The following is a 13,691-nucleotide window of genomic DNA, read 5'->3' on the forward strand; positions in this document are numbered from 1 at the left end:
TAAATTTTATAGGAGGAAGTGAATGAAGAAAAACCCTATTCTTTATGTTTTTTGCATCTTAATATTAGGATTTTCATTAGTAGATATATTAACTTTAGACAAGGAGTTTTCAGAACTTGAAAATAGAAAACTTTCAAAAAAACCAATATTTAATTTAGAAGATATCTTTAGCGGAAAATACATGAAAGATTTTGAAAAATATGTAGATGATCAGTTTTTTCTAAGGGATGAATGGATAAGTTTAAAATCTATTAGTGAGCATGCTTTAGGGAAGATTGAAAATAACAATATAATATATGGAGAGGAAAATTATCTTTTTGATAAGATTAAATTTTATAATGAAGAAAGATTTAATAAAAATTTAGAGGCTTTAAATGAGTTTATAGATAGAAGTGAAATAAATATAGAAACAATAATAGTGCCTAATTCTTATGAGATATATGATGAATATCTTCCCTTTGGAGCAAATCTTTTAAATCAAAAATCACTTATAAATAAAATATATGAAAGTAATTTAAAAGATGGAAATATAGATTTAATAGATTTGTTTAAGAATTATAAAAATGAGTATATTTATTATAAGACAGATCACCACTGGACAACATACGGAGCATATTTAGCTTATTGTAAATACATTGAAAATATAGGAGAAAATCCGGTTTCTTTAGAAGATTTAAATGAGAATTTAGTTTGCGAGTTTTATGGAACTTATTTTTCTAGAGCTAAAAATTTTAATGCTAAGGGAGATATACTTGTATATTATGACTTTGAAAATGTTAGTATGGATATACAAGGAGAAAAATTAAATAGTTTATATGATTTTGAAAAACTCAAAAGTAGGGATAAGTATTCTGCATTTATAAGAGGGAATAATGGACTTACAGTTATTAAAAATGAAAAGCTTAAAAATAATAAAAAATTAGTTGTTTTTAAAGATTCTTTTGGAAATTCATTTGTTCCATTCCTTACAAATAATTTTGAGGAAATTCATGTTATTGATTTAAGAAGTTTTCCATATAAAGTTAGTGAATATTTAAAAAATACAGATTTTAATCAGTGTCTTATACTTTATAGTTTAGAAAATTTTCTTTATGATGTAAATTTAATGAAGTTAAAATATTGAGAATTATGACATGATTTGACATTATTCTTCTTTTTTGAGAAAATTAAATTATGATTTTAGTTTTAGAGGAGTAACAAAATTGAATATAAAAACAATAATAAAAAGATGTATATTTTTATCAATAATATTCTTAATGATCCCATTTAAAAATATATTTGCATTGGGAGAATCAGATTTAAAATTTAGTAATATAACTATTAAAGATGGGTTATCGCAGTCTTCTGTAAATAGAATATTTCAAGATAGCAGAGGATATATGTGGTTTGGTACCTCTGATGGACTTAATAAATATGATGGGCGAGATTTTACAATATTTAGAGAAAAAGAAAATGATAAAAATAGCATTAACTCAGGATATATATCAGCTATAGTTGGATATGATAAAAATAATATTTTAGTTGGTACAAGTAAAGGGGTAGATACTGTAAATATAGTGACAAATAAAGTGTCTAGGCTATTTGAAAATGAGGATGGAAGAACTAAGTTATCAAACAATAACGTTTGGGATTTAATAAAACATACAAATGGAGATATATGGATAGGAACTCCAGATGGATTAAATATTTGTAATGAACACTCTAATGAAATTAAGAAATTATTTAAAGATAAAAATAATGAAAATTCCTTAAAAAGTAATACTATAACATCTTTATGTGAAGATAAAAATGGAAATGTTTGGGTCGGTACAAATGCTGGAATAAATTTTTACAATATTAAAACAAGTAAATTTCAAAAAATAAATGACCTGTTGGATAAAGAAAATGAGTCAGTATCAACAATTTATAGGGATAGAGGAAATAATATATGGGTAATATTCGATAGCCATATAGTTAAAGTTAGTGACGATTATAAAAATGTTGAGCTTATGGATAATAAATTAAAGTCCTTTAATGTAGATCCAAACAGTGTCAATAGTATGTATAACGATACTTATGGAAATTATTGGTTTGAAACTCAAAATGGAATTCTTAAATATGATAAAGAAACTGATAAAGCTTTTTTATATAAAAACAAATATTATGATATAACAAGTCTTGTTAATAATAACGTACTTACAGCTTATGAGGATGAGAGCGGTCTTTTATGGTTTGGAACTTATAATGGAATAAGTTTGCTTAATCCAAATCAACCTTTTAAACATTATAAAAGAGAACCAGATGAAAAAACTTCCATAAGCGAAAACAGTATAAGTGGTATTTATAAGGATTCCGAAGGAATTTTATGGTTGGGTACAAATTCAAAGGGATTAAATGCGATTAATACTAAAATTGGATATATTAGGAATTTTTTTAGTGATCCAAATAATGAAGAGACTTTAAGTAGTAATGTTGTATGGCAAATCTGTGAAGCGGATAAGGAAAATTTGTGGGTTGCAACTCAAGAGGGATTAGATAAACTTAATAAAAAAAGTGGTAAAGTAACAAGGATTAAATATCCAGAAAATCTTAAAGAAAAAAACAAATTAAATACTAGAAATCTTTATTTAGATGAAGATGGAATGCTTTGGATAGGAAGTAGAGGTGGATTGTTATCTTATAACAGTAAAACGGGAAAATTTACTGATTATTCAAATGCATTTAAATCAGTAGGCATTCAAGAAACTGCTATAACAAGCATAAATAAAGACCCTAAAACTAAAAGGTTATGGATTACAATAGGTATAAATGGTGGAGTTGTAGAATTTGATAAAAATAAAGGTGCCATAAAAGGATATGTTCATAATAATTCTAATAAAAATAGTCTTATAAATAATAGTGCTCGCTGTTCTGCCATAGATTCAAAAGGGAATATTTGGATAGGGACTGATGGAGGTTTAAGCAAGTTAAATATTAAAACAGGAAACTTTACAAATTACACAGTGAAGGATGGATTGATTAATAACTTAATTTATGGAATTTTAATGGACGATGAAGGAAACCTTTGGATGAGTACAAATGGAGGACTATCTAGATTAAATACAAAAAGCAATAAGTTTACTAATTATACAGTAATGGATGGAATTCAGAGTAATGAATTTAATGGAAGATCCTATTTTAAGAGTAAGGATGGAGAATTATATTTTGGAGGAATTAATGGAGTTACAGCATTTTATCCTAAAGAAGTCCTAAAATTTATAGGAAAGCAAAGTAATACAAAGGTTGTTATAGATAAAGTGCTTGTAAATAATAAATTATATCCATATTATAGTGGTGTTTTAAATTTAAAATATAATCAAAATAATATATCAATAGACTTTTTTCTACCAGATTATTTAAATGCCTCTAAAATTACTTATGAATATAAATTACAAGGAGTTGATGAGGACTGGATTTTTGCAAATAAAAGAAATAATGCAAATTATACAACCTTAGAGTCTGGTAAATATAAGCTTTTAATAAGAGCTAGAGATAATCATGGAGATTTAACTCCTGTTACAAGTTTAGATATAAAAGTAGCACCACCACCTTGGAGAACACCAACGGCATATTTAATATATTTCATTACTGCTTTGATAATTATTTTTTTAATGTGGAGTTATGTTACGGCTTTGGAGAAAACTGTAAAAAGAAGAGCTGAACAGCTTAAAAAGGAAGCTAAAGAAAATGAGAGGCTTTATAAAGAAAAAGAAAATCTATTAAAAGAAGCTAATAAATTAAAAGATGAGATTATAAAGAAACAGGAGTTTAAGAATGATTACTTTGTTAATTTGTCACATGATCTCAGAACACCATTAAATGTTATTATTTCTACTGCACAAACACTAAAGGAACTAAATGAAAAGAATTCTTTAGAAAAGTGTAAAATATCAAGCTATAGTGAAAGTTTGAAAAGAAATGGTAAAAAGTTGCTTGGTATAATAGACGATATAATAGATGCTTCCAAAATAGAATCAGGAACATATAAACTTAATATAGAAAAAAAAGATATCATATCATTAGTTGAAGATACAGCTTTAGGACTTAAGGATTATATTGAATCTAATAATATGAATCTTATAGTAGATCCAGAAATAGAAGAGTTAAATGTAGAGTTTGATTCTAAAGAAATAGAAAGGTGTATTACAAATTTACTTTCTAATGCAATAAAATATACTAAGGAAGAATCTGAGGATGGATTGATTGAAGTTTATATGAGAGAAATTGGAGAAGAGTTTGTAGAAATATCTATAAAAGATAATGGACTTGGAATTCCTAAAGATAAACAAGATGTTATATTTGATAGATTTGGACAGACAGATAATAAAGCAAAAGAAGCGTATAAGAGCAGTGGATTAGGATTAGCTCTTGTAAAAAGTATAGTGGAACTTCATCATGGTACTATAATAGTTGAAAGTGAAGTTGGAGAAGGAAGTACATTTATAATAACTCTTCCAATAAATCAACCTAAATAAGAAAGGTGAAGAGGTATAGTGAAAAGAGGGTATGGAAATATACTCTCTTTTTTATTTACTTAAATAAATATCAAATAGTTTTTTTGGTAATTTAATATTAGTGACTTTCATAGAATTTATTGAAGTGATTAATAGGAGAGAAAAATGTTTGATTTAAAAAGATGTGCTATAAAGATGGCCTCAAATATAAAAGTTTTGGAAAGTAAAAGAGGTAAAGTGTTTTTAAAAAATGATTTAATAATGAAAGGGTTATTAAAAAACAAAGAATATGAGGAGTTAGTAATTAAATCAGTATTTTTAATGGAAGGAATAAAAGGCATTGATTTTGACTATGATAACATGAAAACTATTATATCATATGATTATATTACTTTAACAGAGAAGAATGTTGTTAAGTGGATAAAGCTTATAATAGAGGTATTACTTGATAACTATGAGGATATTAAAAAATGTGTAGATGAAAATAATAAGGATAGATTAATAAGCTTTATCGAATCAAAGTTGAAAAAAGAAGTTATGTGCATGTATGTAAAGTAGAGGGAGAATTATTTTAATAAAAAAGATAATATGGTAAAATGTTATATATTAAGTTTTAAATTTATAGCATAGAAAAGTACCTATGAGATTTTTCTTGTAGGTTTTTTATATTTGAAATTATTTTATAAAATGGAGGGTTTTATGAAATATAAGATAAGTAGATTAGCTATCATTAGAAATATTATATGGAGAACTTTAATATTTCTAATATTAAAAGTTGTTTTAAATTTTTGTGTAAAGAAATATGGATTATATGAAATTTCACAAATAGGAGAAATTTTTTTAATAAGCATTTATCTTTTACTTGGAATAATAGGCCCTATTTTAGAGTTTTTCTTTTGGTCATATTTTTTATTTGACGATACTATTGAAATTAAATATGGGGTGTTTTACAAAAGGTTTATATGTATAAAGATTGATAAAATAAAGTACATAAATTTATGTGAAGACCCTATACAAATGTTATTGAATTTAAGAAGTGTTCATATTTATACTGCAGGTGGAAGAATTATTATACCTTCAGTAAGTAAAAAGCAGGCAATTAGATTTTATAATATGGTTAAAAGAAAAAGCTAGAGGTGAAATATGAATTTTTACAAGAAAAATCATTGGTACAACATATTCATAACAGTATTTAAACTTATTAAAAGTCTTTGGCCTGTAATGATATTTTTAGCAGTTAAATTTAATGATGATAGGGTATTTAGTATAGCTATTTTTGTAACCCTAATTTTAGTGTTTTCAACTTTAAAATGGTACAATACAATAATAACAATAGAAGATGAATTTTTAATATATAGAGAGGGTGCTATATTTAAAGAAGAATTAGTTGTTCCTCTTAAAAATATTTCTTTAATTGAACTTGAAAGAAATATAATATACAGGATTTTTAATCTTAGAAAGTTGAAGATAGATAGTGTTTATCCTTCTTCTAAGAAAAGGGCAGAAATAATAATGGTGCTTAAAAAGAAAGATATAGAATTTTTATATAATAATTTAAGTAAAAGAATAAAAAATCTTATTCATGAAGAAAGAGAGATAAATAAAACTTTAGTTTATAACATATCAGCAATTCACTTAATATTACTTTCTATGCTTAGAAATAACATATTTCTTGGAATTGGTGTTTTATATTCCAGCATACATTTTATGAGTAAGATATATAGGGGATTAAATCAAGAATTATTTGGATTTTTTAAGAATGTTATTGAGGAAAATGTCATATCTAGAAATACAATATTAGCTATATTTTTATCAGCACTTTTTATATTTACTATTATATTAATAATAATATTGATTTTCTCAGTATGTGCAATATTATCTAAGTACTATAAGTTTACTATATATAGAAATAACAATTACTTAAATGTTGAATATGGACTCATAAATAGAAGAAGTTATTCAATACCTACAGAAAATGTACATGCTTTAAAAATTGAACAGAACATAATAAATCAAATATTTAATTTTTACACCTTGAAATGTTGTGTTGTCGGTTATGGAAACACATTTAAGGAGGACGAATTAATATTTCCTTTATGTAGTGAAAAAGGATATAGTGATATATTAAGAAATTTAATTCCAGAGTTTATATTTGATGGAGTTATATACGAGCCAGAGAAAAAAGTTATGAGAAGATTTTATACAGTACCTCTCCAAATAGCTTTTTATATAAGTATTTTAATATTTTTTCTTACAGGAGAAATATGGGTTTTATTATTTTCTGTTCCTTTAGTTATATTTGAGAGGACACTTCTTTATAAAAATACTAAACTTGGTTTTGGAAATGATTTATGTTATATAAGTTATAAATCCCTTAATAAGAGACAGTTTATAATAAGAAAATCAAGCATAGAAGAATTAAAATTTACATCAAATCCATTTCAAGTGAGAAAGAAAATTGGTAACTTTAAAATAAAATTTTATTCTCAAAAAAGAGGAAATAGAATAAAGCTTAAAAATTTAAAACTTGAAATATATGATAAAATAAAAGAATGGTCTTAGGATGTTTAATAATTAATTTTTATTAAGCATCTTTTTTATTTGTTAAGTTTAGGTATTTAATGTAGTATATTAATAGGAATAGAGAGTTAAGAATAGTCTTAAGAGGAGTGTTTAAATCTTTTAACATAATGAAAGGATGATTTTATTTGAAAAAATTAGTATTAGCAGAGAAACCAAGCGTTGGAAGAGAAATTGCCAAAGTTTTAAAATGTAATAACAATAAAGGAAGTTATATAGAAGGAAAGGATTATATTATAACTTGGGCTTTAGGGCATTTAGTTGAATTAAAATCTCCAGAGGATTATGACAACAAACTTAAAACTTGGTCAATGGAAACACTTCCTATGTTACCAAAACACATGAAACTTAAAGTTATTAAAAAAGGAACTAAACAGTTTTATGAAGTTAAAAAACAGATGGAAAGAAAAGATGTTTGTGAAATAATAATAGCTACAGATGCTGGAAGAGAAGGAGAGCTTGTAGCTAGATGGATTATAGAGAAAGCAAATATTAAAAAGCCTATTAAAAGATTATGGATTTCTTCTCAAACTAATAAAGCCATATTAGATGGATTTAAAAATTTAAAACCTGGTGAAAATTATAATGATTTATATAAGGCTGCAGAATGTAGGGCTGAGGCAGATTGGTTAGTTGGATTAAATGTAACCAGAGCTTTAACTTGTAAATATAATGCTCAACTTTCAGCAGGAAGAGTACAATCACCTACTTTAGCTATGATAGTAAATAGAGAAGAGGATATTAGAAATTTTAAACCTAAAACTTATAACACTATATTAGTTGAAACAGATAAATGTTCTTTTACATGGATTAACAAGGATAACAATTCAAGAATATTTAATGAGGAGTTTAGAGAAAAATTACTTTTAAAATTAAAGGGCAAAAGTGGAAAAATAGTAAGTGTAAATGAAGCAAATAAAAAGAAATTTGCACCTCAATTATATGATTTAACTGAACTTCAAAGAGATTGTAACAAGATTTATGGATATTCAGCAAAACAAACTTTAAACATAATGCAAAGATTATATGAAAATCACAAACTTCTTACATATCCAAGAACAGATTCAAGATATATTTCAAAGGATATAGTAGGTACATTAAAAGATAGGCTAAAGGCTGTTTCTGTTGGAGAATTTAGAAATATAGCAGGTGAATTATTAAAGGGTGAAATAAAAGCTAATAAAAACTATGTTGATGATAAAAAGGTGTCAGATCACCATGCCATAATACCAACAGAAGAAAAGGGCATATTATCAAACTTAAGTCAAGATGAAAGAAGAGTATATGAACTTGTTATAAAAAGATTTTTAAGTGTGTTAATGCCTCCATTTGAATACATACAAACAACTTTAATTGGAGAAATAAATGGAGAAAAGGTGGTAGCTAAAGGGAAGGTTTTAAAATCTAAAGGATGGAAAAAACTTTATGATAGAGAGAATGAAGAGGAACTAGAGGAGGATATTAAAGCACAAGAACTTCCTAAATTAAATGAGGGTGAAGAATTTAAAATACTTAATATAGTTTGTAAAAAGGGAGAAACTAAGGCACCTCAAAGATTTAATGAAGGAACTTTATTGTCTGCTATGGAAAATCCTCAAAGATTTATCACTGTTGATAAAAATTCAGCAAAAACCTTGGGAGAAACTGGTGGCCTTGGAACAGTAGCAACCAGAGCAGATATTATAGAAAAATTATTTAAATCTTTTGTTATAGAAAAAAGAGGAAAAGAAATAATTCCAACTTCAAAAGGAAAACAGCTTATAGATTTAGTTCCAAAAGATTTAAAATCTCCTCTTTTAACTGCTTCATGGGAAGAAAAGTTAGATAAGATAAGTAAAGGTAAAGAAGACTCTAAAAGATTTATAAAAGATATAAGAAACTATGCTGTTGCATTAGTAGAAGACGTTAAGCTTGGAGAAAGTAAATTCCATCATGATAATTTAACTGGTAAGAAATGTCCTAATTGTGGTAAATATATGCTTGAGGTTAAAGGAAAAAATGGAACTATGAATGTATGCCAAGACAGAGAATGTGGATATAGAGAAAATATAGCAAGAATAACAAATGCAAGATGTCCCGAGTGTAAAAAGAGATTAGAACTTAGAGGACATGGAGAAGGTAAAATATATGTTTGTCCAGGGACAAATTGTAATTTTAGAGAGAAAGAATCTGTATTTAAGAAAAGATTTGATAAAAATAATAAAATGAACAAAAGAGAAGTAAATAAAATAATGCAAAAGATGAAAAAAGAGGCTAATGAAGAGAGTAACAATCCATTTAAAGATTTATTAAGTGGATTTAAGTTTGAATAATTATTTTTAAAATTAAATATTATTGAAGAGGAAATTAAAGCTCTGCAGAAAAATGTAGAGCTTTAATTTATATTTAAAAAAATGTATAAATAAAAGAATAAAAATATAATATAAATATATAGAGTGTTTAACAAATAAAAAGCTTTTATTTATTTATAAAAGTTAAGTTTAAAATGAAAGGTGATGTGAGTAAAATTAAATTAGAAGAAAAAAATAAAAAAGAAGAAGAAAACGAAACTGAAGAAAAATATAAGATTAAAATAATATTTGCTTTTGGATTAATATTATTTTTTATTATTATAGGATTACAATTAACTTTAACATATGATGAAACTATAAGTGGAAATTTAGAGAGTGAACAAAATAACAATATTGAAAGTTCAATAAAAGATGAAGAAGAAAATTTAGAGCTAGAAACACAAAATTATAATAAAACAGATATAATTCCAGGGAAAAACATAATATTTGAAGGGGAAGAATATGCTATACAGGCAGAAGAGGTTGAAAAAATGATATCAGGCACTTATGAAGGAAATGAAAAATATGTTTTTCTAACATTTGATGATGGGCCAAGCCCCTTAACTAATGAGGTTTTAGACATATTAAAAGAAGAAGGTGTTAAAGGAACATTCTTTATGCTTGGAAATATGATAGAATCTGGACAAGAGGCTAAAGATACTTTAAAAAGAGCAATTAAAGAAGGAAATGCTATAGCTAATCATAGTTATAGCCATGATTTTAAAAAGCTTTATCCAGGAAATATTACAGACATAGAATATTTTATGGACGAATTTAACAAAACAAATAATATTATGAAAGAAGTTTTAGGAGATGAATTTAATACTAGAGTTTTAAGAATGCCAGGTGGATATAATAGTAGAGTTTATTACAATGATAAAAATTTAAAGGAGTTAAACTCAGTTTTAAAAGAAAAAGGAATAGTTAGTGTGGATTGGAATTCTTTAAATGGGGATGCAGAAGGAAAAAATTATACAAAGGAAGAAATGATTGACTATGTAAAGAAAACTTCTGATGGAAAAAATCAAATTGTATTATTAATGCATGATACTTATGGAAAAGAAAAGACAGTAAGTATGCTTAAAGATGTAATAAAATTTTATAAAGAAAATGGATATGAATTTAAAACAATTACAGATTCAGATTTTTAAAACATAGCTTTAAATAAAAAAGAGCATGTATCAAAATAAGTTTTATTGTATTTTGATACAGCCCCTTTAAAGTATTACTTAGTTTCTAAGTATTCATCATATGTGCAAAGTTTATCGAATTTTATTCCTTCTGGAGTTAATTCAATTATTCTGTTTGCAATAGTTTCAACGAATTGATGGTCATGACATGAGAATAATAAAACGCTCTTGTAATCTTTTAATCCGTTGTTTACAGCTGTTATTGATTCAAGGTCTAAGTGGTTAGTTGGTTGGTCTAAAGTTAAAACGTTGGCAGAGCTAAGCATTAATTTAGAAAGCATACATCTAACCTTTTCTCCTCCTGATAATACAGAAGCTTGTTTTAAGGCTTCTTCACCTGAGAACAACATTCTTCCTAAGAATCCTCTTAAGTATGATTCTGATTTTTCATCAGAGAATTGTCTAAGCCAATCAACTAAGTTTAATTCACATCCTTCGAAGAACTCAGTATTATCTTTAGGGAAGTAAGCATTTGATATAGTTACACCCCATTTGTAATCTCCTGAATCAGGTTCCATTTCACCATTTATTATTTTAAATAAAGTAGTTACAGATCTTTCATTTCCAACGAAAGCAATCTTATCACCTTTATTTATTCTGAAGCTTACATTGTCTAGAAGTTTAACTCCTTCAACAGTTTTTGAAATTCCGTTAACTTCTAAGATATCATTTCCAACTTCTCTTTCAGGTTTAAATCCAACAAATGGATATTTTCTGCTTGAAGGTTGTATATCATCTAAAGTAATTTTATCTAATAACTTCTTACGAGAAGTTGCCTGTTTAGATTTAGAAGCGTTAGCGCTGAATCTAGCAATAAAGTTTTGAAGTTCTTTAATTTTTTCTTCTTTCTTTTTATTTTGATCTTTAGCCATTTGAAGAGCTAACTGACTTGATTCATACCAGAAGTCATAGTTACCAACATATAACTTGATCTTTCCAAAGTCAACGTCACATATTTGAGTACAAACCATGTTTAAGAAGTGTCTATCGTGAGATACAACTATAACTGTTCCTTCAAAGTTTCCTAAGAAATTTTCAAGCCAAGTTATAGCTTTTATATCTAAGTGGTTTGTAGGCTCATCAAGTATAAGTACATCTGGCTTACCAAATAAAGCTTGAGCTAAAAGAACTTTAACTTTCTCATCGCCTTTAAGTTCACCAACAGTATTATAGTGAAGGCTAGTAGATATTCCTAAACCTTGTAATAATGAAGAAGCTTCTGATTCAGCTTCCCATCCATCTAAATCTGCAAATTCTGCTTCAAGTTCAGCAGCTTTAATTCCATCTTCATCAGAAAAATCAGGCTTTGCATATAAAGCATCTTTTTCTTCCATTATTTCGAATAATCTTGGATTTCCCATTATAACTGTTTTTAAAACTTCACAGTCATCATATTGATAATGGTCCTGTTTTAAAACAGAAACTCGAGTTTTAGCAGGAATTGAAACTTCCCCAGTATTAGGTTCAACCTCTCCAGATAATATTTTTAAGAATGTAGATTTACCAGCACCATTTGCGCCAATAACTCCGTAGCAATTTCCAGGAGTAAACTTTAAGTTAACATCTTCAAAAAGTTTTCTTCCACCAAATCTTAAGCTTACATTGTTTACTGTAATCATTAAGTTCTGTCCTTTCTTTTTTTGTATTTTTAATTAAATTATTAATGCAAAAACATAGTTTTATGCACATGAATACTTATTATAACATAAAATTAGATAAAAAAATATTGAATTATTATAAATGGTGTGCTATATTCTATATAAACTTTTAATTTAGACCTGAGAGTCTAGAAAAGGGAGGAGAAATAACATGGCTCAATTTAAAAAAAATCAAGAGGTAGAACTTCTAGAAGTTATAGGAGTAGAGGATAAAGTACCTCTAAAGAAGGCAATTCCTTTAAGTGTCCAACATTTATTTGCAATGTTTGGATCATCAGTATTAGTACCAATTCTTTTAAATATTGATCCAGCTACAGTTCTTTTCTTTAATGGAATAGGAACTTTATTATATGCATTCATTACAAAAAGGAAAATTCCAGCATATTTAGGATCAAGTTTTGCATTTATATCACCAGTTTTATTATTAATGGGACAAGGATATTCATTTACACAAGTACAAAGTGGATTTGTAGTATCTGGAATATTATTTGCTACAATAGCCATAATAGTAGGATTTGTAGGAACAGGATGGATTAGAAAGTTATTTCCACCGGCAGCTATGGGGGCTATAGTAACTATCATAGGATTAGAACTTGCACCAACAGCGGCTGATATGGCAGGATTTCCTGTAGGATTAACTAACTCACCAAAATTAAATCCAACATGGGTTATTGTTTCAATGACTACAATAATAACAGTAATTTTAGCTTCAGTATTATTAAGAGGATTCTTAAAAGTAATTCCTATATTAATAGGAATAGTTGTAGGATATTTAACTAGTTGTTTCTTAGGATTAGTTGATTTTACACCAGTTAAAGAAGCTAGTATTTTCGTGGTACCACAAATACATATTGCAAAACCTAGTTTAAATGCTATATTAACTATTTTACCGGCAACATTTGTTGTGGTAGCAGAGCACGTAGGACATTTAGTAGTAACTAGTAGTATTGTTGGTAAAGATTTATCAAAAGATCCCGGTCTTAATAGATCTCTTTTAGGAGATGGTTTATCAACAATAATTTCAGGATTCTTTGGGTCTGTTCCAACAACTACTTATGGTGAAAACATAGGAGTTATGGCCTTAACGAAGGTATATAGTTCATATGTAATATGCGGGGCAGGAATACTTTCAGTAGTACTAGGATTCTCTGGAACATTATCTGCATTAATAAGAAGTATTCCAACTCCAGTAATAGGAGGAGTAAGTTTACTTTTATTTGGTACAATAGCAACATCAGGACTTAGAACATTTATTGAAGAAAAAGTTGATTATTCTAAATCAAGAAACTTGATTTTAACATCAGTAATAATGATAGTTGGTTTAAGTGGTATTGCAGTAAGATTTGGCGCAATAGAGATTAAAGGAATGGGATTAGCTACAATCGTGGCTATGATTTTAAGTATATCATTCATGTTATTTGACAAATTAGGCTTAATGAATGAAAAAGAATAATTTGTAGA

The 13,691-nt window shown here is 26.9% G+C and carries 9 protein-coding genes; 8 read left to right on the forward strand and 1 reads right to left on the reverse strand.

All coding sequences use genetic code 11. The features are described 5' to 3' along the window. Positions 1-22: 22 nt before the first annotated feature. From Q1K13_RS08350 to Q1K13_RS08380, 7 genes are all read left to right on the forward strand, one after another. Positions 23-1,123 (forward strand): DHHW family protein, encoded by a 1,101-nt coding sequence (locus Q1K13_RS08350; protein WP_300349439.1) that lies wholly within the window; start codon positions 23-25, stop codon positions 1,121-1,123. A gap of 79 nt (positions 1,124-1,202) precedes the next feature. After that, positions 1,203-4,493: a ligand-binding sensor domain-containing protein gene (locus tag Q1K13_RS08355; protein ID WP_300349441.1), complete on the forward strand. Its 3,291-nt coding sequence runs from the start codon at positions 1,203-1,205 to the stop codon at positions 4,491-4,493. Positions 4,494-4,637: 144 nt separating this feature from the next. Next, positions 4,638-5,030: a hypothetical protein gene (locus Q1K13_RS08360; protein ID WP_300349443.1), complete on the forward strand. Its 393-nt coding sequence runs from the start codon at positions 4,638-4,640 to the stop codon at positions 5,028-5,030. 141 nt (positions 5,031-5,171) lie between these two features. After that, positions 5,172-5,606, forward strand: a complete 435-nt coding sequence (locus Q1K13_RS08365) for a PH domain-containing protein (RefSeq protein ID WP_300349446.1) — start codon at positions 5,172-5,174, stop codon at positions 5,604-5,606. 9 nt (positions 5,607-5,615) lie between these two features. Further along, positions 5,616-7,034, forward strand: a complete 1,419-nt coding sequence (locus Q1K13_RS08370; protein ID WP_300349449.1) for a PH domain-containing protein — start codon at positions 5,616-5,618, stop codon at positions 7,032-7,034. 146 nt (positions 7,035-7,180) lie between these two features. Continuing rightward, positions 7,181-9,364 (forward strand): DNA topoisomerase III, encoded by a 2,184-nt coding sequence (locus tag Q1K13_RS08375; RefSeq protein WP_300349451.1) that lies wholly within the window; start codon positions 7,181-7,183, stop codon positions 9,362-9,364. Between the two features lie 185 nt (positions 9,365-9,549). After that, complete coding sequence (locus Q1K13_RS08380; RefSeq protein ID WP_300349454.1) at positions 9,550-10,533, forward strand: polysaccharide deacetylase family protein; 984 nt, start codon at positions 9,550-9,552, stop codon at positions 10,531-10,533. Positions 10,534-10,607: 74 nt separating this feature from the next. On the opposite strand, the gene Q1K13_RS08385 is transcribed toward Q1K13_RS08380, so the two are convergent. Then, on the reverse strand, positions 10,608-12,191 hold the full coding sequence (locus Q1K13_RS08385; RefSeq protein ID WP_300349457.1) for an ABC-F family ATP-binding cassette domain-containing protein: 1,584 nt from the start codon (positions 12,189-12,191) through the stop codon (positions 10,608-10,610). 190 nt (positions 12,192-12,381) lie between these two features. Here Q1K13_RS08385 and uraA point away from each other — a divergent pair, with 190 nt between their 5' ends. Continuing rightward, the gene (gene uraA / locus Q1K13_RS08390; protein ID WP_300349460.1) at positions 12,382-13,683 is read left to right on the forward strand and encodes a uracil permease; all 1,302 of its coding nucleotides are present in this window, start codon (positions 12,382-12,384) and stop codon (positions 13,681-13,683) included. Positions 13,684-13,691 lie beyond the last annotated feature (8 nt).

The organism is Clostridium sp. (genome assembly GCF_029267215.1).
In the GTDB taxonomy this organism is placed as follows: Bacteria; Bacillota; Clostridia; order Clostridiales; family Clostridiaceae; genus Sarcina.